We start from the raw sequence: 23,801 nt of genomic DNA, 5'->3' as shown, positions 1-23,801 counted from the left end.
CACCTAGCCCATGCCTATCACACGACGAAAGATGCGCTCGGTGCAGAATGAGTTTTGGCGTAATTGGTCGGCACACTCTGACGACCGGCACCTCCTGGCCGAACTGAGACATTGGTGGCATTGAAAAGTCCCGCTCGCAGTCGGACTTTCTTGTTCTTGGCTTTACGGCTTTCGCCACCGCGCTCGCGTTGAAGCTGAAAAGAAACAGCCATAGCAAAGCGTCGATTTGCTGTGGCTTCGCTCTCGCTCTTGATCTGGCTCTTCTGAAGAGTGCGCGCAGGATGCGCGCTGCTCTTCCGGGCCCCCTCTGCAGCGGCGGGCGGGTGGAGGAAAAGCCCGAAGGGTGGTTCGCATGGATGCGAACCAGTTTGTCGTCAGGGCAGGATGCCCTGTCGACAAACCCCGGAGCCCGCACGCGAACTTTCCGGGCAGGATGCCCGGAAAGCGCGGAAGCGGGGTGCTCTTTCTCTTTGGTTACTTTCTCTTTGAGCACGCAAAGAGAAAGTAACTCGGGCGCCGGAGGCGCACGAAAGCTCTTGCTTTGAAAGCTGTTCGTTCTGGACGCGGAGACAAACCAGAGCATCGCCCGCGAGCGAGCTCCTTCAGAGGCACGGACCGAAGGCCCTGTGCGCGGGAGCAACAGCACGACGCGACCGGGCAAGAACCCTGCGGTGGCGATTCGACGGCCGCCTCAGCGAATCAACACGAACACCGTGACAATGACCAGCAACACCAGCGGATACAGGCTGGCGCGATCGAACAGGCGCGCGGCCTGGCGGCCGTCCAGCGTGCGCGCCAGGCGAATCGCCGGCGGCAGCAGCAGGCCGGCGCCGGCGGCGAGAATGGCGAGCGGGAACAGCCAGCCGCTACCGAGCGGCGACATCTGCGGCAGCAGTGCGCTGGCGAGCACCACCAGCACCAGGCAGGCCACCACCACCACGCCGGCAGTGCGCAGGCCGAACACCAGCGGAATGGTGCGCGCGCCGATGCGCCGGTCTTCCTCGATGTCGTTCCAGTCGGCCGGGATGTTCTGCCCGCCGATTTCCCACAGCATCAGCCAGATCAGCATCCCCAGCAGCCCCGACCACGGCGGCGCGGGGATCACCGCGAACACGGCGGCAACCGGGCCGGCCGACTTGACCAGGCCGCTGACCACGGTGCGCCACCAGGTGACCTTCAGCAGCTTGACGTAGAGCACCTCCAGCGCCGCCGCGGCGAACACGATGAGCAGGATCTTCGGGTTCAGCAGCCAGGTGCCGAGCACGGCCAGCGCGAACCAGAAGCCGAACCACGCCAGCGCGCCCTTCATGCTGATCAGGTTCTGCGCCAGCGGGTAGCGCATGGCGGACGCTTCCACCGCGTAGCCCGGGGTGATGCCGCCGGCGACCTTTTCCTTGTCGTCCTTCACCCCGATCAGGTCATTCAATGCGTAGATGGCCGTATAGCCGGCCAGTGCGGTCGCCAGGCACAGCGCCAGCACCGGCCACGAGGGGAAGTGCCCCAGCCACAGCAGCGCGACGAAGCCGGGCATGGCGATGTCGAGCACGCCGTGGACGGAACGCGACAAGGCAAGAAAGCGCCGCATGGGTTCAACCCTTCCTGATGAAGCAGGCCATGTAGTTGATGTCTTCGCGGTTCGGCGCGACCCGGAAGCGGCGCGTGAGCGGGTTGTACATGAGGCTGTCCACCGCCTCGAAGTCGAGCCCCGCGGCGCTCGCCCACGCGCGCAGCTCCGCCGGACGGATCAGCCTGCGGTAGCTGTGGGTGCCGCGCGGCAGCAGGCCCAGGATGTACTCGCCGGCCACGATGGCGAAGGCGAACGCCTTGAACGTGCGGTTGATGGTGGAGAAGAACGCCACGCCGCCCGGCTTGAGCAAGGTGGCGCAGGCGGCGATGACCTGCGCCGGCTGCGGCACGTGCTCGAGCATCTCCATGCAGGTGACGGCGTCGAAGCTGCCCGGCTCCTCGCGTGCGAGCGTCTCCGCGTCGAGCTCGCGGTAGTCGATGGCGAGCCCGCCGCGCTGCGCATGCTGGCGGGCGATCTCCAGCGACAGCCGCGACAGGTCGATGCCGGTCACCCGCGCGCCGCTTCGGGTCAGTGCCTCGGCCAGGATGCCGCCGCCGCAGCCCACGTCGACGATGCGCGGCGCCGGCACGCCGATGCGCTCGGTGATGAAGCGCAGGCGAAGGTCGTTGATCGCATGCAGCTGCCCCATCTTGCCGTGCGGGTCCCACCACAGCCGGGCGATGCGGTTGAAGTGGGCGATTTCCGCGGCGTCAACGTTCGGCGATTCGGTCATGGTCTGTCGTGGTCCACTGGTGCAGGGTGCGGATGGAGGCTTCGATTTCCGTGCGCGCGATGTCGTTGACGAACACGCACTCGCCGATCGCCGCGGGCAGCGGCACGCGTTGCAGGCCGTTGCGGTGCTCGACGCGGTCGAGCAGCGACTGCCACATCAGTTCGGCGTCGAGCAGGGCAAGGTCGGGAATGAGCTGCAGGCGTTCGGCCAAGGCGACAATGCGCCCGGCCGCGGCGGCATCGAGCAGGCCGCGCCGATGCGCGATCGCGGTCGACGCCAGGATGTCCAGCAGCACCGCCTCGCCGTGCAGCAAGTCGTCCCCGTAGCGGGTTTCCAGGCCGTAGCTGAAGGTGTGGCCGAAGTCGACCTTGCGCGCCAGCTCCTCCTCGTGCAGGTTCGGCGCCAGCTCTTCGAGCATGCCACCGATGGCGCGGTCGAGGATGTCGCCGCCGTGCGCGTCCTGGAACGCCGTCGCCAGCGACGCCGCGCCATGCTGCTTCAGCAGGCGGAACAGCGCGGCGTCGCGGATCACCGCCAGCTTGACGATTTCGCACAGGCCGTTGCGCAGGTGGCGCGACGGCAGGCTGCGCAGCAGGCTGCGGTCCAGCAACACCCGGCGCGGCGGCTCGAAGTTGCCCAGGCGATTCTTGCGCTCGTTGAAATTGATCCCGGTCTTGATCCCCACCGCCGCGTCGACATAACCCATCAGCGTGGTCGGCACCTTGATGTGCGGCACGCCGCGGCGGTAGCTGGCTGCCGCGTAGCCGACCACGTCGGTCAGCACGCCGCCGCCGATGGCGATGATCGGTTCGTCGCGGCGATGGATCGGGAACTCGTCCAGCTCGCGCAGCACCGCGAGCCAGGCGTCCAGCGTCTTGCCGCCCTCGCCGCCCGGCAGGGTGACGATGCGGGCGTCGATCCGGTGATGCGCGAAATAGGCGCGGATGCGCGCGCCGTGATGTGCGTGCACGCACTCGTCGACCACCACGAAGCGGCGCCCGTCAAGCACGCGACCGATCGACAGCAGCGCATCGCTGCGCGGATCGAACACGTCGGCCACGTTGAGCAGGTCGTACTCGATCCGGCGCGTGGCGCTGACCTGCCAGCGCGCGCCCGGCGTGGCCCTCATGCGACGTCAGCCCAGGCCGCGCGCTGCGCCAGCACCTCGCGCGCCACGACCTGCGCGCGCGCCAGGTCGTGATGGCGCCAGTGGCCGCACTGGTCGATGCGCGCATACGGCACCGCGTCGGCTTCGAGCACGCCTTCGAGGACGGCTTCGAGCGCGTCCTCGATGACGGCGCGCCGGCCCTCGCCGAGCAGGGTGAGGTAGAAGCCGGTCTGGCAGCCCATCACGCCGATGCCGATGAAATGCCGCGGCAGCAGGCGCTGGAAACCTTCCAGCAGGAAATGCTCGATCGAGTGCGCCTCGGTGCTGGACAGGCAGGCGTCGGCATTCGGCCGGCGCAGGCGCAGGTCGATGCTGTAGACGACGTCACCCGCCGCGCCCGCGCGGGCGCCGCGCAGCTTGACGCTGGGCGCTTTCAGCAAGCGGTGGTCCAGTTCGCCGACGGTGTCGCCATGCCAGCCCAGTGCCTCGAAGTCGATCATCGCGCTTGCCCGGTGGAACGGATCGGTGTGCTCACGCCGGCTGCGCGATCGCGGCCAGGTGGCGGTAGCTGGCGTCGAGCGCCCGCTGCCAGCCCTCGACGTGGTGGTAGAGCTCGACCGAGCCGAAGCCGTCGAAGCCGTGCGTGTTCAGCGCGTCGAAACTCGCCGCCAGGTCCAGCGTGCCTTCGCCGGGAATCTCGTGGAAATGCACGATGCCGGTGCGGGTGTTGGCCACCATCCGCTCGAACAGCGCGGGGCCGCGCACGCCGCGCAGGTGGGCGACGATCGGCCGCGCCCGTTCGAGCACGTCGAAGCTCAGGCCGGGCACCGAGATCAGGTAGGTGAAGATCTCGTCGTCCAGCGGCGAGGTACCGGCGTACAGGCTGCCGTAGTCGACCAGGCCCGCCGGACGATCGATGCCGGCCTGCGCCAGCAGGGCGTCGATGCGCCGGCGTCGCGCCGGGTCGGGCGCGCGGTCGGCGAAGTAAAGCGGGTGGCGGCGATCGAGCAGCAGATAGTCCGCCGTATCGTCGAAGTAGACCAGCGTGCTGGCCGCCTCCAGGGCGGGAGAGTCCGGCACGGCATGGTCGTGCACGATGCGCAGGTTGTGGCCCGCGCGCGCATCGGAGATGTGCAGGTAGCGCGCGTGCGGCGCGGCCTGCGCCAGCGCGCCGAGGTAGTCCGGTTCGGAGCAGTAGGCGTGGCAGATGTCGATGTGCAGCGCGAAGCGTGGCGAGCCGACCGCGCGGATCAGTGCCAGCCCCTGCGCCAGCGTCTCGACGTACATGCCCGGCTCGGGCTCGATCAGCAGCGTGATGTCCTCGTCGTCGCGGAGCTCGCGCAGGCATTCGCGGATGCTCTCCGCCAGCAGCTCGCCCGGGTCGACTTGCGGCGGGCGCACGTGTTCCTCGCGCAGGAAACCGCTGCCGAAGGTGACCAGCCTCACGCCCAGCCGACGGGCCACGCGGATGCCGCGCCTGATGAGATCGATGCGGCGCTTGCGCCCGGCCACGTCGAGTGACATCAGCGACGGCTCGTGCGGTCGCTGCGGGGTGAAGAAGTGCGAGGCGGTGGCCACGCAGGCCGGCACGATCCGCGCCGCCTCCAACCGCGCACGCACGGCGTCGAGATCGGCGTCGTCGAGGTCGAAGGGGTTGAACTGCTCGCGGTGGAAGGACAGTTCGACGCCCGCGTAGCCGGCCCGGGCCACCGCGTCGATGGCCTCCAGGAACGGCAGGTTGGTGAGGCCGAAGGTGCTGTAGCTGAGCTGGATCATGGCGGGACCGTGGTGAGCAAGTCGACGGAACTCGAGTGCGCCGGTGGCCTGATCCCTGAGGCTGCAGCAGGCACGGCATCGGCCCCGCCATGCGGCGCCGACGTCGAGCGGGTGTGCAGCGTGCGGGCGCGGCCGCATGGCCGCCATGACCCACGTCAAATCATGCCGGCCATGCCCGAATGTCTGCGGCGGACGCCGGCGAGGCGCATCTTGCGCGGGCTAGTTCCGGGGCCGCAGTCGGCCGTTCAGACGTGGCGCAGCCATTGCCGCACGATCGCCACCAGCGCCACCTCGCCGGCGGCCAGCTCGGCCGCGCTGCGGAAACCCACGATCGCGCGGTCCGGTCCCAGCCATTCGAGCAGGCCATGCGGGTCGGCGATCGCTTCGCGCGGCAGCGCGCGCTTGTTCGCCCCGAGGTGGAGAATCAGCCGCACGACGTCCCTCCTGCGCAGCTGCATGGTGGCGAAGTGCTGCGTGGTGCGGAAGCTCGGCGCGTTCCACTTGATCTCCTCGCCGATCGCCGGATCGGCATCGAGCAGAATTCGCCGCAGCGCGACGATCTCGCGCTGCAGCGGATGCTCCAGCGCGGCAAGGAAGGCCTCCACCGCATCCGTACCCCTGGTGCCCATGGCCCCGCCTCCGTTCGCCGGTGCCCGGCGGCGCCGGGCATCATGGCGAGGATGCCACGACGGCCGCGCCGATGCGCCTTCAGTCGATCGGCGTATGCCGGTACTGCCCCACCTGCGCCGGCTGCACGGCAGAGGCCTGGTTCGACCACGACTGGCGGATGTAGCCGACCACCGCGGCGACGTCCGCGTCGCTCAGCTGCTGCGCGAACGGCGGCATGGAATACGGCTGCGGATTGCCGATGGTGGCCGGGGCGAAGCCGCCGAGCAGCACGCTGCGGATCGCGTTGATGCCGGTCGGTTCGGTGACCGAGGTATTGCCGTCCAGCGGCGGGTAGACGCCGGCCACGCCGCGGCCGTCCGCCCCGTGGCAGTCGGCGCAGCGCTGCGCGTAGAGCTTGCCGCCCTGCTCGTGGCTGGTCGCCCGCTTGAACGGTGCCGGCGCCGGCTGCGCCCGCGGCGGCAGCGACTGCAGATAGACGGCCACCGCCTGCAGGTCGGCGTCGGTCATGTGCTGGGTGCTCAGGCGCACCACGTCGGCCATCGGCCCGAACGCCGTGCCCTTCGCCGACTGGCCGGTCTTCAGCAGGTCGACGATGTCCTGCGCGCTCCAGCCGGCGAGGCCGCCGCCGGGCTGGGTGCTGAGGTCGGGCGCGTACCAGTCCAGTTGCGGGATCTGGCCGCCGGTGAGGTGACGGTCCGGCGCGATGCCGCCGAGCGAGTCGCGCGTGGTGTGGCATTCGTTGCAATGGCCCAGGCCCTGCACCAGGTAGGCGCCGCGGTTCCACTGTTCGGACTGCGCCGGATCGGGCTGGAACACGCCCGGCTTGAAGTACAGCGCGCGCCACGCGACCAGGCTGCTGCGCACGTTGTAGGGAAAGTCCAGCCCCAGTTCGGTATCCGGCCGCTGCACCGGCGGCAGCGACTTCAGGTAGGCGAAGATCGCCAGCGCGTCGTCGCGGGTCACCTTGGTGAACGAGGTGTACGAGAACACCGGATACAGCAGCTCGCCCTGGCGACCCTTGCCTTCATGCAGCGCGCGCCAGAAATCGTCGAAGCTCCATGCGCCAATGCCGGTTTCCGGATCGGGCGTGATGTTCGGCGCCGGCACGTCGCCGAACGGCGTGCCCAGCGAGCGACCGCCGGCGTAGCGCTGGCCGTCCCGTGCGGTGTGGCAGGCGGCGCAGTCGCCGACCGTGGCCAGGTATTCGCCGCGGGCGATCAACGCCGGATCATGCAATGCGGCGGCATCCGCCTCGCGCTGTGCCGGCGCCGACGCTGACTGGCCGGCGCGGCCGAAGTAGTGCCAGCCCAGCACCACGATCACCAGCAACGCCAGCACCCATCCTCCACGTCGCCACCACTTCATTGACCTGCTCCGCTCTTGCCCATCACGCACCAGCCTGGCAACGGCTCGGTCTGCGCACTGGCCGGTTCCGGATGCATGTCGGCCGGCGGCTCGCGGCTGGCCAGCCACGCGGACACCGCGGTGATGTCGGATTCGCGCATGCGATTGGCGACCACGCCCATGCAGTAGGGCCCTTCCGCCGCGCGCTGACGCGTGCGCCACGACACCAGCTGGGTGCTGAGGTAGTCGTACGACAGGCCCATCAGGCCCGGCATCATCGGCTCCACGCCGGTGAGCTTGCCGCCATGGCAGCTGACGCACGACGGCACGCCGCGGGTCGAATCGCCGCGCATCACCAGCTGCTCGCCGCGCCGCAGGGTCTCCACGGACACCGCCGGCACCGGCAGTTTCCGGTAGGGCACGTCCTGCTTCGCGAAGTACTCGGCGATGTCGCGCAGGTACGCCGGGCTCAACTGGCGCACCACGTATTCCATCGGCGCATGCCGGCGCTGGCCGGTCTGGAAATACTCGAGCTGCTGGATCAGGTAGCCCGCCGGCTTGCCGGCCAGCCGCGGAATCGCCACGCTGTCCGGCGAACCCTCGCCGTGCGCGCCGTGGCAGCTGGTGCATGCGGCCACGCGTTGCTGCATGGTGTCGGGTACCGCTGGCGCCGCGCCGGTCTGGGCGACCGCCGCCCCGCACGCACCGAAGGCAAACAGCGCGAGGGCCACGCGCAGCACCTGCCCGGGCAGCCGCTGGCGCAATGAATCCAACCTGATCATCCGCAAATTGTAGGCCGACCGAACCGCGTCGACCGACGACAAATGGCGTATCGCGACAACCTGCCGCAGCGTGACGACCTGCGCCCGCCTGCCGAAAAGTTGCAAATGAATCTGTTGACCGCAGCGCAATCTTGCCTCTAAGGTCGAACGCATGTCGCCGCTTTCCACGCCAGCACGCACGCATGTCGCCCCGGTTCGCGCCGGGCGTGCGCCGTTGCCGGCCGGCGCCATCAACCGTTCCTTCGCCACCACCACCACGACCACGATTACCACTCGGTCGGGGTGGGTGTCCGTGCGCGACTAGGTTCTTCACTACGCAACGGCCCCGCCCTCGACCGAGGCGGGCCGGTGCACTCCCCAAGCACAAGCCGATCCGCCAGCGAGCACGGGCCTCACCAGGAGGTCATCGTGAACATCTGTGCGTCCACACTTGCCGATCCGCCGCCGTCGCGCGGTTTCGCCGTGCCGACCCTGCGGCGGCCACGCGTGCTGGCCGTCGGCGTGATCGGCCCCGGCCGCGTCGGCAGCGCCTTGCTGGACCAGTTGCGCGCCGCGCAGCCGCGGCTGGCACGCGACAGCGGACTGGAGCTGAAACTCTGCGGCGTGGTGGCCAGCAAGCGCATGTGGCTGGACTGCGACGATGTCGAGCTCAATGGCCGCCACGGCGGCGCGCAGATCTGGCGGCCGAACGACCTGGACGCGTTCGCCGAACACGTGCGCGGCAGCGACGGCCGCCACGCGCTGCTGATCGACTGCAGCGCGAACGACGAGGTGGCCGCGCACTACCCGCGCTGGCTCGCCGCCGGCCTGCACGTGGTGACGCCGAACAAGCTCGCCGGCAGCGGGCCGCTGCCGCGCTGGCAGGCGATCCGCGCGGCCTGCGCCAGCGGCGCGCGTTTCCGCTACGAGGCCACCGTGTGCGCCGGCCTGCCGGTGGTGCAGACCTTGCGCGACCTGCTCGACACCGGCGACGAACTGCTCGCGGTCGACGGCATGTTCTCCGGCACGCTGGCCTGGCTGTGCAACCGCCACGACGGCCGCCAGCCGTTCTCCGCGCTGGTGCACGAGGCGCATGCGCTGGGTTACACCGAACCCGATCCGCGCGACGACCTGTCCGGCCTCGACGTGGCGCGCAAGCTGGTGATCCTCGCGCGCGAGGCGGGCTGGCCGCTGTCGCTGGAGGACGTCGACCTGGAAAGCCTGGTACCGCCGGCGCTGGCCGCCCTGCCGCTGGACGAATGCATGCAGCGGCTGGACGAACTGGATGCGCCGATGGCGGCGAAGCTGGCCGAGGCGCATGCCGCAGGCGGTGTGCTGCGCCACGTGGCGCAACTGGACCGGCACGGTCGCGCCAACGTTCGGCTGCGGGTGCTGCCGGCCACCCACGCGTTCGCGCATACCCGGCTGACCGACAACATCGTGCAGTTCACCACCCGCCGCTACTGCGATAATCCGCTGTCGGTGCAAGGCCCCGGCGCCGGTCCGGAAGTGACCGCCGCCGGCGTGTTCACCGACCTGCTGCGTATCGCCGAGTCGCTGGAGGCGCGCGCATGAACTCCTCCTTGTCGGAATCCGCCATGGCTCCACCGCGCCGCCTCTCCCTCCCGCAAGTCGCCTGCGCCTTCGCCCCCGCCAGCGTCGGCAACGTCGGCGTCGGCTTCGACCTGCTCGGCCACAGCGTGACCGGCACCGGCGATCGCGCCGAGGTACGCCGCATCGACGAGCCGGTGGTGCGCATCACGGCGATCCGCGGCTGCGTCACCGAACTGCCCGCCGACCCGCGCGCGAACACCGCCGGCACCGCGCTGCTCTCGCTGCGCAAGGCGCTCGGCCTGCAACACGGTTTCGAGCTGGTGCTGCACAAGGGCATCGCGCTGGGCTCAGGCATGGGCGGCTCGGCCGCTTCCTGCGTGGCCGCACTGGTCGCCGCGAACGCCTTGCTGGCGCGGCCGCTGCCGCGCGAGGCGCTGTACGGCTTCGCGCTGGACGGCGAGGCGGTGGCCAGCGGCAGCCGCCACGGCGACAACCTCGGTCCGATGCTGCTCGGCGGCCTGGTGCTGGCCACCCACGAACGCCTGCTGCGCATCGACGTGCCGGCCGCATGGCATTGCGCACTGGTGCATCCGCACGTGGTGCTGGAAACGCGCAAGGCGCGCGCCGCGCTGGCCGGCCACTACCAGCTGGGCGAGTTCGTGGCGCAGAGCGCGAACCTCGCGCTGGTGCTGGCCGGCTGCTGGCGCGGCGACGCCGCGCTGGTGCGCGAAGGCCTCAAGGATGTGCTGGTGGAACCGCGCCGCGCGCCGCTGATCCCGAACTTCGCCAGGGTGAAGCAGGCCGCGCTCGACCACTGTGCGCTGGGCGCCAGCATCTCCGGCGCCGGCCCCAGCGTGTTCGGCTGGTACGACAACCGCAGCGATGCCGAAGCGGCGAGCGTGGCGATGCAAGCGGCGTTCGCCGAGGCCGGGCTGGACAGCGACGCGTGGGTCTCGCCGATCAATGGGCCGGCGGCCGCACTGATCGACTCGATCGAGGCTGCCGCATGAACGCTTCCGTAGGGCGGGCACTGCCCGCCAGCTCCTGGCATTTGGCGAAATCGTGCAGGGCAAGCGCGGCGGGCAGTGCCCGCCCTACGAGGCCGCTTCATTCGTATGAGGTCGATGCATGAGCCAGCACGAGCCGATCCGCTACCACAGCACCCGCGGAAGCGGTCCCACAGTGCCGATCAGCCAGGCGATCGCCGCCGGACTGGCACCGGACGGTGGACTGTACGTGCCCGGGGCGCTGCCCACGCTCGATCCGGCCGCGTTCGATCCGCACGGCTCGCTGGCCGACACCGCGGCCACCTTGCTGGCCCCGTTCTTCGCTGGTGATGCACTGGCCGACGAACTGCCCGCGATCTGCGCCGAAGCGTTCACCTTCGACGCGCCGCTGCGCGCACTGCCCGCCCATCCGGACACGCTGATGCTGGAGCTGTTCCACGGCCCCACCTCGGCGTTCAAGGATTTCGGTGCGCGCTTCCTCGCCGCCTGCCTGCGCCGGTTGCCGCGTGGCGACGCGCGGCCGCTGACCATCCTGGTCGCCACCTCGGGCGACACCGGCGCCGCGGTGGCCGCCGCGTTCCACCGCCAGCCGAACGTGGACGTGGTGATCCTGTATCCGGACGGCCTGGTCTCGCCGCGGCAGGCGCACCAGCTCGGCTGCTTCGGCGACAACGTCCGCGCGCTGCGCGTGGCTGGTCGCTTCGACGACTGCCAGCGCATGGTGAAAGCCGCGCTCAACGATGCGCCATTGCAGGCGCAACGGCCGCTGTCCTCGGCCAACAGCATCAGCCTGGGCCGGCTGCTGCCGCAGATGAGCTACTACGCGCACGCCGCGCTGGGCTGGTGGCGCGAACACGGCACGCCGCTGAATTTCATCGTGCCTACCGGCAACCTGGGCAACGCGCTGGCCTGCCTGTGGGTGCGCGAACTGGGCCTGCCGGTCGGCGAGGTGCGGCTGGCCTGCAACGCCAACGCCACCCTGCCCGACTACTTCGCCGGCGCCGACTACGCGCCGCGCGAAGCGATCGCCACAATCGCCAACGCGATGGACGTGGGTGCCCCGAGCAACTTCGAGCGGCTGCGCTGGACGTTCCCGGACGAAGCGCCATTGCGCCGACTGCTGCAGGCACACAGCGTCGACGACGCCGCGATCCGCCGAACCATCATGCGCCATGCGCGTGGGCACGGCGAAGTGTTCTGCCCGCACACCGCCACCGCGATGCATCAGCTCGACCGGCTGCGGGCGGACGGCGACGCCGCGCCATGGACGGTGGTCGCCACCGCCCATCCGGCCAAGTTCGAGAGCGTGGTGGAGCCGTTGGTCGGCCACCCGGTCGAGGTTCCCCCGGCGCTGGCCGCGATGCTGGCGCGCAGCGCCCGCGCCGAACCGCTGGCCGCCGCCGACACGGCCCTGCGGAACTGGCTGCTGCTCCCCTCGTAAGACATTCCGCAGCTCGCCCGAAAAACCATCTGGACATCTGGACGTCCAAAACAGGCCGGTCGACTGATTTCAGATGAAACTGTTGACGCCGCCATGCGAAGTACCCTAAGGTCGGTTCCATGTCGCAACGCAGCAGCCACTGCCGCATCGCCGAAATGAACCGTCTCGCGACGGTCGACGGCCTGCTGCAGCTTGGCGGCACGCTCCTTCTTGCCCTCGTACTCGTACTCGTACTCCTTATTACCAACGGAGGTGCGGGCTGAGGGCATGTGTCCAGGTAGCTAGAAAACGAACCTGAAAACACCCAAAGAACCCCGCACCAGCCATGGCGCGGGGTTTTTTGTTGCCCGAAGGCCCGTCCCGCAACGGAGCCAGCGATGAAAAACCCGCAGCACAGCGAGCAACACGAGGCCGGCGACGACGCCGCCGGGCGCGTACGCATCTTCGACACCACCCTGCGCGACGGCGAGCAGACGCCCGGTTTCTCGATGGACCGCCGCGCCAAGCTGCGCATGGCGCAGATGCTGGAGGCGCTGGGCGTGGACGTGCTCGAGGCGGGTTTCCCGCGGGCCTCGCCGGATGATTTTGCCGCGGTCGCACAGATTGCCGGCGCGTTGCAGGACACCACCGCCTGCGCGCTCGCGCGCTGCGTGCCGGGCGACATCGACAGCGCCGGCCGCGCACTGGAACACGCGCGGCGCTCGCGCATCCACGTGTTCCTCTCCACCAGCCCGCTGCACCGCGAGCACAAGCTGGGCATGAGCAAGCAACAGGTGCTGGACGCGGCAATCGCCGGGGTCGAGCGCGCCGTGCAGCTGGCGCACGAGGTGGAGTTCTCGGCCGAGGACGCGATGCGCACCGAGCCGGAGTTCCTGGCCGAGGTGTTCTCCGCCGCCGCCGCCGCGGGCGCCGGCACGCTGAACGCGCCGGACACGGTGGGCTACATGACGCCGATCGAGATCGCCGAGCGTTTCGCCTGGCTGATCGCCAACGTGAAGCGCGACCGGCACGTGGTGTTCTCCAGCCACTGCCACAACGACCTGGGCCTGGCGGTGGCCAACAGCCTCGCCGCGGTGGGCGCCGGCGCGCGCCAGGTGGAATGCACCATCAACGGCATCGGCGAACGCGCCGGCAATGCCGCGCTGGAGGAGATCGTGATGGCGATGAAGGTGCGCGGCGCCTGGTTCGGCACCGACACCCGCATCGACACACGCAAGCTGTACCCCGCCTCGCGCCTGCTCAGCGAGCTGACCGGCCAGAACGTGCAGCGCAACAAGGCGGTCGTGGGCGAGAACGCGTTCGCGCACGAGTCGGGCATCCACCAGCACGGCATGCTGAAGCACCGCGGCACCTACGAGATCATGCGCCCCGAGGATGTCGGCATCGCCCAGACCCGGCTGGTGCTGGGCAAGCACTCCGGCCGCGCCGCGCTGCGCCAGCGGCTGGAAGCGCTGGGCCACGCACCGGACGACGCGGCGATGGACGAGATCTTCGCCCGCTTCAAGGCGCTGGCCGACCGAAAGCGCGAAATCCACGACGACGACCTGGACGCGCTGGCGCGCGGCCGCGATCCGGACGCCGCCGGCCCGTGGCGGCTGACCCGGCTGGACACCAGCGCGCACCTGGGCGCGGGCGCCTCCGCCTCGGTGAGGCTGCGCCACGACGACGGCCGCGAAGTGGCCGAGGCCGCCCTGGGTGACGGCCCGGTGGACGCGGTGCTGCGTGCGATGGAGCGCGCTACCGACACCGCGCTGCAGCTGACCCGCTTCCAGGTGCAGGCGGTGGGCGAAGGCGGCGACGCGCAGGGCGAGGCCCGTCTCGCCGCGCAGCACGACGGCCGCGCCTGGAACGGCCACGGCGTCAGCACCGACATCGTCGAGGCCGCGGCGCAGGCCGCGCTGGCCATCGTCAACCGCATCGCGCAAAGCACGCCGACCGCCGCCCCTTCCCCGCGCACCACCAAGTCCAAGGCCCTGGGAGCCCACGCATGAGCACGCCCTTCCTCTGGCACAACGGCCGCATCAAGCCGTGGAACGAAGCCAGCGTCCACGTCAGCACGCACGCGCTGCACTACGGTTCCTCGGTATTCGAGGGCGAGCGCGTGTACGCCACGCCGGACGGCCCGGCCTATTTCCGCCTCGCCGACCACACGCGGCGGCTGTTCGAATCGGCCAGGGTGTACGAGATCGAGATCGGCTACAGCGAGGCCGAGATCGACGCAGCCTGCCATGAAGTGATCCGCGCGAACGGGCTGAAGTCCGCCTATGTGCGGCCCATCGTGTTCCGCGGCGCCGGCGGCCTGGGCGTGCTGGCGAAGCCCGGCGCACCGGTGGAGGTGGCGATCATGGCGATGGAATGGGGCGCCTACCTGGGCGATGCCGCCGAGCGCGGCGCCGACGTATGCGTGTCTTCGTGGCAGCGCCCCGCGCCCAACACCATCCCCAGCTGGGCGAAGGCCGGCGGCAATTACCTGTCCAGCCAGCTGATCGGGCTGGAAGCGCGCCGCGGCGGCTACGACGAAGGCATCGCACTGGGCGTGAACGGCATGCTCTCCGAAGGCGCGGGCGAGAACCTGTTCCTGGTCAAGCGCGGCAAGCTGCTCACCCCGCCGTCCAGCGCCGGCATCCTCGCCGGCATCACCCGCGACAGCGTGCTCACGCTGGCTGCCACGCTGGGCATCGCGGCAGAAGAGCGCGAGCTGCCGCGGGAAGCCCTCTACACCGCCGACGAGATGTTCATGACCGGCACTGCCGCCGAGATCACCCCGGTGCGCTCGGTGGATCGCAAGAGCGTGGGCAACGGCACGCCCGGCCCGGTGACGCGCGCGCTGCGCGAGGCGTTTTTCGGCCTGTTCGATGGCCGCACCGACGACCAGTGGGGCTGGCTGAGCTTTACCAGTGCGGCCGTCCCTGACCGCGAAAGCCAGAAAGCGGCCACCCATGGCCGCACTCCTCAACCACAGCCCGCTTCGATGGGAATCACGGCATGAGCGCGACGACCCTGTTCGAAAAAATCTGGGACGCCCACGTCGTGGCCCCCGAAACCGCCGACACCCCGGCGATCCTCTACGTCGACCTGCACCTGGTGCACGAGGTCACCTCGCCGCAGGCCTTCGACGAATTGCGCTCGCGCGGCCTGAAGCTGCGCCGCCCGGACCGCACGCTGGCCACGCTGGACCACTCCACGCCCACCCTGCCGGCGAATGCCGACGGCACGCGTCCCTACGCCAACGCCGAGGCGCAGGCGCAGGTGGCGCAGCTGGAAGAGAACTGCCGCGCGTTCGGCGTCGAGCTGCACGGCTGGGACAGCGCCGGGCGCGGCATCGTGCACGTGATCGGCCCCGAGCTGGGCGCCACCCGGCCGGGCATGACCATCGTCTGCGGCGACAGCCACACCTCCACCCACGGCGCGTTCGGCGCGCTGGCTTTCGGCATCGGCACCACCGAGGTCGGCCACGTGATGGCCACGCAGTGCCTGCTGCAGCGCAAGCCGAAGACGCTGGCGATCCACGTCGACGGCGAACTGCCGCCGGGCGTGGGCGCGAAGGACCTGATCCTGCACGTCATCGGCAGCATCGGCGTCGACGGCGGCACCGGCCACGTGATCGAGTACCGCGGCGCGGCCATCGAGAAACTGTCGATGGAAGAGCGCATGACCGTGTGCAACATGTCGATCGAAGCGGGTGCGCGCGCCGGCCTGATCGCGCCGGACGAGACCACGTTCGCCTGGCTGAAGGGCCGTCCGCGCGCACCGCAGGGTGCGGCATGGGAGCGCGCGGTGGCGCATTGGCGCACGCTGAAGACCGACCACGGCGCACAGTACGACCGCGAAGTGCGCATCGATGCCGGCCAGGTCAGGCCCACCGTCACCTACGGCACCCACCCCGGCATGGCGATCGCGATCGATGCACCGGTGCCGGCCGCGCGCAACGCGATGGAGCAGCGCGCGCTGGACTACATGCAGAGCCGCGCCGGCCAGCCGATGCAGGGTTCCAGGGTGGACGTGGTGTTCGTCGGCAGCTGCACCAACTCGCGCCTGTCCGACCTGCGCGAGGCCGCGCAGGTGCTGCGCGGCCGCCGCGTCGCCGCCGGCGTGCGCATGCTGGTGGTGCCCGGTTCCGAAGCGGTGCGTCGCGACGCCGAAGCCGAAGGCCTGCACGAGGTGTTCCGCGCCGCCGGCGCCGAGTGGCGCATCCCCGGCTGCTCGATGTGCATCGCGATGAACGGCGACCTGGCACAACCGGGCCAGCTGGTCGTGTCCACCTCCAACCGCAACTTCGAGGGGCGCCAGGGCAAGGGCGCACGCACCGTGCTGGCCAGCCCCGCCACCGCCGCGGCGTCGGCCGTTGCCGGACGCATCGCCGATCCGCGCGAATACCTGGTGGAGGTGGCGGCATGAATGCCGATCGCTCCGCCTGCCCCCTCCCCTGCTCCGCCGCGGGAGCAGCAGAAGCCGCCACGAGGAAACCTGCATGAAACCCGTCACCCATCTCCACTCCCGCACCGCCGTGCTGGCCGACGAGAACATCGACACCGACCGCATCATCCCGGCGCGCTTCCTCACCACCACCACCCGCAGCGGGCTGGGCAGGCTGTGCTTCCACGACTGGCGCTACCAGCCCGACGGCAGCGACAACCCGGTGTTCCCGTTGAACCGGCCCGAAGCGCGCGGCTGCTCGATCCTGGTCGCCGGGCGCAACTTCGGCTGCGGCTCCTCGCGCGAACACGCGCCGTGGGCATTGCTGGATTACGGCATCCGTGCCGTGCTGTGCAGCGAGATCGCCGACATCTTCCGCGGCAACGCGCTGAAGAACGGCCTGCTGGCCATCGTGATCGATGAGCTGGAACACCGCTGGCTGCTCCGACACCCGGGTATCGAGCTGGCGATCGACGTGCGCGAACAGTACGTCGCGCTGCCCGACGGCGGCCGCATCCCGTTCCAGCTGGAGCCGTTCGCGCGGCACTGCCTGCTGCACGGCGTCGACCAGCTGGGCTACCTGCTGCAGCACGCCGAGGCGATCACCCGATACGAACATCAGGAGCAAGCCGCATGAAGGCACGCATCGTCATCCTGCCCGGCGACGGCGTCGGTCCCGAGGTCACCGCCGTGGCGGTCGCCGTGCTCGAAGCCGTGGCCGCGCACTACGGCCATGAGTTCACCTTCGACCGGCAGCTGGTCGGCGGCGCCGCGATCGACGCCGCCGGCGAGCCGCTGCCCGCCGCCACGCTGGCCGCCTGCCAGGCCGCCGACGCGGTGCTGCTGGGCGCGGTGGGCGGCCCGAAGTGGTCCGACCCGAACGCGAAGGTGCGTCCCGAGCAGGGCCTGCTGGCCCTGCGCGCCGCACTGGGCGTGTACGCCAACCTGCGCCCGCTCAGCGTGCATCCCGCGCTGGCCGCGCTGTCGCCGCTGAAGGACGAGAAGCTGCGGGACGTCGACGTGTTGTTCGTACGCGAACTGACCGGCGGCGCCTACTTCGGCGCGAAGACCCGGGGCGCCGACTACGCCACCGACGAATGCCGCTACACCGAGGCCGAGGTCGAGCGCGTCGTCCGCCGCGCCTTCGAGCTGGCGCGCGGCCGCCGCCGCCACGTCACCTCGGTGGACAAGGCCAACGTGCTGGAGACCTCGCGGCTGTGGCGGCGCACCGTCATGCGCGTGGCCGCCGACTACCCCGACGTGGCGCTGGAGCACCAGCTGGTCGACTCGATGGCGATGCTGCTGCTGACCCGCCCGGCCAGCTACGACGTGGTGGTCACCGAAAACCTGTTCGGCGACATCCTCACCGACGAGGCCGCCGCGATCGCCGGTTCGCTGGGCCTGCTGCCCTCGGCCTCGCTCGGCGAAGGCCGCGCCGGGCTGTACGAACCGATCCACGGCTCGGCACCCGACATCGCGGGCCAGGGCGTGGCGAACCCGATCGGCACCGTCCTCTCCGCTGCCCTGCTGCTGCGCCATTCGCTGCAGCTGGACGTGGAGGCGCAGGCGGTGGAAGCCGCCGTCGGCCACGTGCTGCAGCACGGCCCGCGCAGCCGCGACCTCGGCGGCCATGCAGGCACCGCCGAGGTGCGCGATGCGGTACTCGCCGCGCTGGCCGGGCACATCGCCCACGCCGATGCGTTCCCGCGCGGAGTCCGCGCATGCGGCTGATCCGCGCCACCCGTCCCGGCGGAGGCGCCAGCGCCCCCGCCTTCCTTGCTGCCCCCTGCGTGTCCGCGACGGGAACGGCTTCAGCTGCCGTGATGGCGCCGACTCCCCGGCCGTTCCGTCGACCCCTCCCGCACGCGCAGGGGGCGCTTTCTTCATTCCGCCACGCATGCCACCCCATCCACGTGCCAACACGCCACCGCCAATCAAGGAGTCACCCATGAGCAACCCCAACAACACGCTGGCCAAGGCCCGCATCGCCGTTCTGGGCTACGGCAGCCAGGGCCGCGCCCACGCCCTCAACCTGCGCGACTCCGGCCTCGACGTCGTGGTCGGCCTGCGCAAGGGTGGTCCATCCTGGGAGAAGGCCCGCGCCGAGGGCTTCGCCGTGGCCGAGCCGGGCGAGGCGGTGCAGGGCGCCGACCTGGTCGCCGTGCTCACCCCCGACATGGTGCAGCCGAAGCTGTACACCGACGCCATCGAGCCGAACATCAAGGCCGGGGCCGCGCTGCTGTTCGCGCACGGTTTCAACGTCCACTTCGGGCAGATCGACCCGCGCCGGGACATCGACGTGATCCTGGTGGCGCCCAAGGGTCCCGGCGCGCTGGTGCGCAGCGAGTACGAGCGCGGCCGCGGCGTGCCCTGCATCTGGGCCGTGCAGCAGGACGTCAGCGGCCACGCCGAGGCCAGGGCCAGGGCCTACGCCGACGGCATCGGCGGCAGCCGCGCCATGCTCATCAGGACCGACTTCAAGGAAGAGACCGAGACGGACCTGTTCGGCGAGCAGGCCGTGCTGTGCGGCGGCGCCAGCTCGCTGGTGCAGGCCGGCTTCGAGACCCTGGTGGAAGCCGGCTACCAGCCGGAGATCGCCTACTACGAAGTGCTGCACGAGCTGAAGCTGATCGTCGACCTGTTCTACGAAGGCGGCATCACCCGGATGCTGGAGTTCGTCTCCGAGACCGCGCAGTACGGCGACTACGTCAGCGGCCCGCGCGTGATCGACGCCGGCGTGAAGCAGCGCATGAAGGACGTGCTGAAGGACATCCAGGACGGCAGCTTCGCGCGCAACTGGATCGCCGAGTACGACGCCGGCCTGCCGAACTACAGGAAGTACAAGCAGGCCGACCTCGATCACCCGGTCGAGCAGGTGGGCAAGCAGCTGCGCGCGCGCATGGCGTGGCTGCAGGCCGGCGCCGCGAAGGCAGCCGCCGAACCGCTGAAGAAGACCGGTTGAAAACCGCCCGCTCCCTCCGCTGCATTCGCAGGGGAGGGAGCAGGCAATCACCCGCCGCCACACCAGACACTGGAACGAGGTACGCCATGAAACGCTTTCATATCGCCCTGGCCGTCGCCGACCTGGACGCCTCCATCGCCGACTACAGCAAGCGCCTCGGCCAGCCGCCGCAGGCCCTGGTCTACGGCGTCTACGCGATGTGGCGTACCGACATCCTCAACTTCTCGATCCGCCAGCAAGCCGGGAAAGCCGGCCAGATCTGCCAGCTCGGTTTCGAGGACGACGCCGCGCAGGGCTTCAGCAGCAGCACCGACGTCAACGGCATCGCGTGGGAGCGCTTCTCCACGCTGGAGCAGGACCTGCAGATCATCGCCAGCTTCGGCGTGCCGGTGCATCCCGCGGTCGAACACGAGCTGATCCGCAATTGACGGGCGAAACCCGCCATGCCGATGCCACGGCGTCGTGCCGCGAGATGCCTTCGACGGCCGCGGGGCCGGTCGAGCGAAACCGCCGTATTCCCGCTCGCGCGGGGATCGCGGCAAGAAAAACCGGATGCCACCGCGCATCCATCCACCAGGAACCCGACGTGACGACTTCAGCGCAAACGGCACCGTCCGCTCACGCAGCCGCCATCGACCCGCACCCGCTCGCCGGCCTCGCCATGACCGGCGCGGAGGCGATCGTGCAGGTGCTGGCCGACGAAGGCTGCAGCACGCTGTTCGGCTATTCCGGCGGCGCGATCCTGCCGGTGTACGACGCAGTGTTCCGCTACAACGCCGACCACGCCACGGCCGACGGCCGCGAACCGATGCCGCTGATCGTGCCTGCGAACGAGCAAGGCGCAGGCTTCATGGCCGCGGGCCATGCGCGCGCCTCGGGCAAGCCGGGCGTGGCCATCGTCACCTCGGGCCCCGGCGCCACCAACATGGTCACGCCGGTACGCGACGCGATGGCCGACTCGATCCCGCTGGTGGTGATCTGCGGCCAGGTGCCCACCACGGCGCTGGGCAGCGACGCGTTCCAGGAAGCGCCGGTCAGCAACATCATGGGCGCCTGCGCCAAGCACGTGTTCCTGGTCACCGACCCGGAACAGCTCGAAGCGACCGTGCGCACCGCGTTCGAGATCGCGCGCAGCGGCCGCCCCGGCCCGGTGGTGGTGGACGTGCCGAAGAACGTGCAGAACGCCACGCTGCGCTTCGACGGCGCCAGTCGCCTCGCCATCCCCGGCTACCGCGCGCGCCTGCGCGCAGCGGAGAACGCGCGGCTGGACGACGCGGCTTGCGCCGCGTTCTTCGCCGCGCTGATGCAGGCGCGGCGTCCGCTGATCTACGCCGGCGGCGGCGTGATCGCGGCAGAGGCGGCGATGGCGCTGCGCGCGTTCGCCGGCGCGTTCGGCCTGCCGGTCACCACCACCCTGATGGGCCTGGGCGCGTTCGACAGCACCGAGCCGCTGGCGCTGCACATGCTGGGCATGCACGGCACCGCCTACGCCAACTACGCGGTGGAGGACTGCGACTTCGTGTTCGCGCTGGGCGCACGCTTCGACGACCGCGTGGCCGGCGTGCCCGACCGCTTCGCACCCCGGGCGAAGTTCATCGCGCAGATCGACATCGACCCCGCCGAGATCGGCAAGGTGAAGGCGGTGGACTGGCAGCACGTGGGCCCGCTCGGCCCCGCGCTGGAGCGGCTGGTCGCCTATGGCCGCACGCACGGCCTGCAGCCGCAGCTGGCCGACTGGCACGCCCACGTCGCCGCGCTGAAACGCGACCACGCGATGGACTGGGACCGCGCCAGCCGGCTGATCCAGCCGCAGGCGGTGCTCGCCGCGATCAACCGCCACACCCGGGGCCGCGCCGTGGTCAGCACCGGCGTGGGCCAGCACCAGATGTGGGCGGCGCAGTACTTCGACTTTCGCGCGCCGCGGCAATGGCTCACCTCCGGCTCGATGGGCACGATGGGCTTCGGCCTGCCGGCGGCGATCGGCGCGCAGTTCGCGCGGCCCGACGCACTGGTGCTCGACATCGACGGCGACGCCAGCATCCGCATGAACCTGGGCGAGCTGGAGACTGTCACCACCTATGGCCTGCCGCTGAAGATCGTCGTGCTGAACAACAGCGGCGACGGCATGGTGCGGCAGTGGCAGAAGCTGTACTTCGGCCGCCGCTTCGCCGCCTCCAACAAGAGCCTGCACAAGAAGGATTTCGTGCTCGCCGCGCAGGCCGACGGTTTCGGCTGGGCGCGCCGGCTGGACGACCCGGCGCAGCTCGAAGCCACCATCGCCGACTTCCTCGCCTGCGGCGGCCCCGCCTTCCTCGAAGTGGTGATCGACCCCGACGCCGGCGTCTACCCGATGGTGGGACCGGGCGCGACTTACGCGCAGATGATCACGGGCGAGTTCATCGCTTCGCGCCATGCCACGCCCACCGAAGCGAACGAGGTTCCACCCACTTCGATGTTCTGAGCTTTACCCCTTCCCCCTCCGGGGGAAGGTGGCCCGAAGGGCCGGGTGAGGGTACGGCGAAGCTTCAATGCCACGCGCCGGCCGAACCCTCACCCGCCTGCCGGCACCCTCTCCCGCAGGGAGCGGGATTCCACCCTTGAAGGTTTGCGGTATGCCATGCGGAGCACTGCCATGAAACACACCTTGTCCATCCTGCTGCAGAACGAATCCGGCGCACTGGTGCGCGTGGCGGGGCTGTTTGCCGCGCGCCACGTCAACATCGACGCGCTCACCGTGGCGGCCACCCACGATCCCGCGGTGTCGCAACTCACCCTGGTGCTGCACGGCGACGACGGCACGCTGCAGCAGATCCTGCGCCAGCTGCGCAAGCTGGTGGACGTGCTGGACGCGAACAGCCTGTCGCTGGTGGGCAGCCGCGACGGCAGCCGGCTGGCCGCCACCCCGGCATGAACGCCCGGCCCGCCCCGCGCCCGGAAAACGACGCTGCACCGTCCGACCCCGACCTGCTGCGCCGCATGCTGGCCGCGCGGGTGTACGAGGTGGCGCGCGAGACGCCGCTGGAAGACGCCGTGCTGTTGTCCGCTCGCCTCGGCAACCGCGTGCTGCTGAAACGCGAGGACCTGCAGCCGGTGTTCTCGTTCAAGCTGCGCGGCGCGTACAACAGGATGGCCGCGCTGAGCGCTGCCGAACGGGCGAACGGCGTGGTTGCCGCCTCGGCCGGCAACCACGCGCAGGGCGTGGCGTTGGCGGCGGCGAAGCTCGGCGTGCGTGCGGTGGTCGTGATGCCGGTGACCGCGCCGCAGGTGAAGGTCGATGCGGTGCGCCGTTTCGGCGGCGAGTTCGTGGAGGTGCTGCTGGCCGGCGACTCCTACAACGACGCCCAGGCCGCCGCCGCGCGCATCGAAGCCGAGCGCGGCCTGGTGCGGGTGCACCCCTTCGACGACCTCGAGGTGATCGCCGGCCAGGCCACCGTGGGCCTGGAACTGCTGCGCCAGTCGACCACGCCGCTCGACGCGGTCTTCGTGCCGGTGGGCGGCGGCGGGCTGCTCGCCGGCGTGGCGAGTTGCATCAAGGCGTTGTCGCCGCGGACCAGGGTGATCGGCGTGCAAGCGGACGACTCCGACGCGATGGCGCGCTCGCTGGAAGCGGGCATGCGCGTGACGCTGCCCGAAGTGGGCCTGTTCGCCGACGGCACCGCGGTGAAGCAGGTCGGCGCGCTCACCTTCGAGCTGTGCCGCCGCCACGTGGACGAGATGCTGCGCGTGGACGGCGACGCGCTGTGCGCCGCGATCCGCGACGTCTACCAGGAAACCCGCAACGTGCCGGAACCCTCCGGCGCGCTGGCGCTGGCAGGGCTGAAGCAGTACGCCGCCACCCGCCAGCTGCACGGCGCGACACTCGCCGCGATCGTCTCCGGCGCGAACATGAACTTCGAGCGACTGCGCTTCGTGGCCGAACGCGCCGAGGCCGGCGAGCAGCGCGAGGCGCTGTTCGCGGTGACCATTCCCGAGGAGCGCGGCAGCTTCCGCCGCTTCTGCGCGGCGCTGGGCCGGCACAGCATCACCGAGTTCAACTACCGCATCGGCGACGCGCGGCAGGCGCACATTTTCGTGGGCGTGCAGACCGCCGGCCGCGACGAGCGCGCCGCGCTGGCCGCCGCGTTCCGCGCGCAGGACTTCGCCGTGCTCGACCTCAGCGAGGACGAACTGGCCAAGCTGCACCTGCGCCACATGGTGGGCGGCCGTTCGCCGCTGGCACAGGACGAACGGCTGTACCGCTTCGACTTTCCCGAGCGCCCCGGCGCCCTGCCGGACTTCCTCGCCCGCCTGCATCCGGACTGGAACATCAGCCTGTTCCACTACCGCAACCACGGCGCCGACCACGGTCGCATCCTGGTCGGCATCCAGGCGTCGGCCGACGAACAGGTCGCGCTGCGCCGCTTCCTCGCCACGCTGGGCTACCCGCATTGCGACGAGAGCGACAACGCCGCCTACCGCCTGCTGCTGCGCTGCTGACCCATCCATCCGAACCTGCGATTCCC

21 protein-coding genes and 1 pseudogene are annotated in these 23,801 nt (G+C 70.4%); 14 read left to right on the top strand and 8 right to left on the bottom strand.

All coding sequences use genetic code 11. The features are described from left to right. Nucleotides 1-691: 691 nt before the first annotated feature. From R5H19_RS00675 to R5H19_RS00640, 8 genes are all read right to left on the bottom strand, one after another. Nucleotides 692-1,585: a UbiA family prenyltransferase gene (locus tag R5H19_RS00675; protein WP_318157050.1), complete on the bottom strand. Its 894-nt coding sequence runs from the start codon at nt 1,583-1,585 to the stop codon at nt 692-694. Nucleotides 1,586-1,589: 4 nt separating this feature from the next. Beyond that, nucleotides 1,590-2,300, bottom strand: coding sequence for a bifunctional 2-polyprenyl-6-hydroxyphenol methylase/3-demethylubiquinol 3-O-methyltransferase UbiG (gene ubiG, locus R5H19_RS00670; RefSeq protein WP_318157049.1), 711 nt, complete (start codon nt 2,298-2,300; stop codon nt 1,590-1,592). Continuing rightward, nucleotides 2,278-3,429 carry a sedoheptulose 7-phosphate cyclase gene (locus R5H19_RS00665; protein ID WP_318157048.1) on the bottom strand — a complete coding sequence of 384 codons (1,152 nt, stop codon included), beginning with the start codon at nt 3,427-3,429 and terminating at the stop codon, nt 2,278-2,280. Before R5H19_RS00665 ends, ubiG begins: the two co-directional genes overlap by 23 nt. Then, entirely contained in the window at nt 3,426-3,908 is a 483-nt protein-coding gene (locus R5H19_RS00660) for an S-ribosylhomocysteine lyase (protein WP_318157047.1), read from the bottom strand. The genes R5H19_RS00665 and R5H19_RS00660 overlap by 4 nt, the downstream gene beginning before the upstream one ends. 31 nt (nt 3,909-3,939) lie before the next feature. Next, nucleotides 3,940-5,184: a sugar phosphate isomerase/epimerase family protein gene (locus R5H19_RS00655; protein ID WP_318157046.1), complete on the bottom strand. Its 1,245-nt coding sequence runs from the start codon at nt 5,182-5,184 to the stop codon at nt 3,940-3,942. 245 nt (nt 5,185-5,429) lie between these two features. Next, entirely contained in the window at nt 5,430-5,813 is a 384-nt protein-coding gene (locus R5H19_RS00650; RefSeq protein ID WP_318157045.1) for a DUF1801 domain-containing protein, read from the bottom strand. 79 nt (nt 5,814-5,892) lie between these two features. Further along, nucleotides 5,893-7,179 carry a cytochrome c gene (locus R5H19_RS00645; RefSeq protein ID WP_318157043.1) on the bottom strand — a complete coding sequence of 429 codons (1,287 nt, stop codon included), beginning with the start codon at nt 7,177-7,179 and terminating at the stop codon, nt 5,893-5,895. Continuing rightward, entirely contained in the window at nt 7,176-7,940 is a 765-nt protein-coding gene (locus R5H19_RS00640) for a c-type cytochrome (RefSeq protein ID WP_318157042.1), read from the bottom strand. The genes R5H19_RS00645 and R5H19_RS00640 overlap by 4 nt, the downstream gene beginning before the upstream one ends. A gap of 480 nt (nt 7,941-8,420) precedes the next feature. On the opposite strand from R5H19_RS00640, the pseudogene R5H19_RS00635 reads away from it, so the two are divergent. The 14 genes and pseudogenes from R5H19_RS00635 to ilvA form a co-directional block, all read left to right on the top strand. Continuing rightward, nucleotides 8,421-9,494: pseudogene (locus R5H19_RS00635) on the top strand (homoserine dehydrogenase); the annotation flags it as partial. A 23-nt stretch (nt 9,495-9,517) separates the two neighbouring features. Then, on the top strand, nt 9,518-10,483 hold the full coding sequence (locus R5H19_RS00630; protein ID WP_318157041.1) for a homoserine kinase: 966 nt from the start codon (nt 9,518-9,520) through the stop codon (nt 10,481-10,483). Between the two features lie 118 nt (nt 10,484-10,601). Beyond that, nucleotides 10,602-11,921: a threonine synthase gene (thrC, locus tag R5H19_RS00625; protein WP_318157040.1), complete on the top strand. Its 1,320-nt coding sequence runs from the start codon at nt 10,602-10,604 to the stop codon at nt 11,919-11,921. Between the two features lie 119 nt (nt 11,922-12,040). Next, nucleotides 12,041-12,184 (top strand): hypothetical protein, encoded by a 144-nt coding sequence (locus R5H19_RS00620; protein WP_318157039.1) that lies wholly within the window; start codon nt 12,041-12,043, stop codon nt 12,182-12,184. A gap of 114 nt (nt 12,185-12,298) precedes the next feature. Continuing rightward, on the top strand, nt 12,299-13,912 hold the full coding sequence (locus tag R5H19_RS00615) for a 2-isopropylmalate synthase (protein WP_318157038.1): 1,614 nt from the start codon (nt 12,299-12,301) through the stop codon (nt 13,910-13,912). After that, nucleotides 13,909-14,910: a branched-chain amino acid transaminase gene (locus tag R5H19_RS00610; RefSeq protein WP_318157037.1), complete on the top strand. Its 1,002-nt coding sequence runs from the start codon at nt 13,909-13,911 to the stop codon at nt 14,908-14,910. The genes R5H19_RS00615 and R5H19_RS00610 overlap by 4 nt, the downstream gene beginning before the upstream one ends. Continuing rightward, entirely contained in the window at nt 14,907-16,319 is a 1,413-nt protein-coding gene (leuC, locus tag R5H19_RS00605) for a 3-isopropylmalate dehydratase large subunit (protein WP_318157036.1), read from the top strand. The genes R5H19_RS00610 and leuC overlap by 4 nt, the downstream gene beginning before the upstream one ends. 73 nt (nt 16,320-16,392) lie before the next feature. After that, entirely contained in the window at nt 16,393-16,974 is a 582-nt protein-coding gene (gene leuD, locus R5H19_RS00600; protein WP_318157035.1) for a 3-isopropylmalate dehydratase small subunit, read from the top strand. Next, nucleotides 16,971-18,068 (top strand): 3-isopropylmalate dehydrogenase, encoded by a 1,098-nt coding sequence (gene leuB, locus R5H19_RS00595; protein ID WP_318157034.1) that lies wholly within the window; start codon nt 16,971-16,973, stop codon nt 18,066-18,068. Before leuD ends, leuB begins: the two co-directional genes overlap by 4 nt. A gap of 217 nt (nt 18,069-18,285) precedes the next feature. Continuing rightward, entirely contained in the window at nt 18,286-19,299 is a 1,014-nt protein-coding gene (gene ilvC / locus R5H19_RS00590; protein WP_318157033.1) for a ketol-acid reductoisomerase, read from the top strand. An 86-nt stretch (nt 19,300-19,385) separates the two neighbouring features. After that, nucleotides 19,386-19,727 (top strand): hypothetical protein, encoded by a 342-nt coding sequence (locus tag R5H19_RS00585; protein WP_318157032.1) that lies wholly within the window; start codon nt 19,386-19,388, stop codon nt 19,725-19,727. Between the two features lie 233 nt (nt 19,728-19,960). Then, nucleotides 19,961-21,760: a biosynthetic-type acetolactate synthase large subunit gene (ilvB, locus tag R5H19_RS00580; RefSeq protein WP_318158123.1), complete on the top strand. Its 1,800-nt coding sequence runs from the start codon at nt 19,961-19,963 to the stop codon at nt 21,758-21,760. A gap of 171 nt (nt 21,761-21,931) precedes the next feature. After that, nucleotides 21,932-22,210, top strand: a complete 279-nt coding sequence (gene ilvN / locus R5H19_RS00575; RefSeq protein WP_318157031.1) for an acetolactate synthase small subunit — start codon at nt 21,932-21,934, stop codon at nt 22,208-22,210. After that, a complete protein-coding gene (ilvA, locus tag R5H19_RS00570) occupies nt 22,207-23,775 on the top strand; it encodes a threonine ammonia-lyase, biosynthetic (protein ID WP_318157030.1) in 1,569 nt (522 codons plus the stop codon). Before ilvN ends, ilvA begins: the two co-directional genes overlap by 4 nt. Nucleotides 23,776-23,801 lie beyond the last annotated feature (26 nt).

This window comes from Rhodanobacter sp. KK11, from assembly GCF_033345435.1.
GTDB lineage: Bacteria > Pseudomonadota > Gammaproteobacteria > Xanthomonadales > Rhodanobacteraceae > Rhodanobacter.
This window is presented reverse-complemented; position numbering and strand designations above follow the sequence as displayed.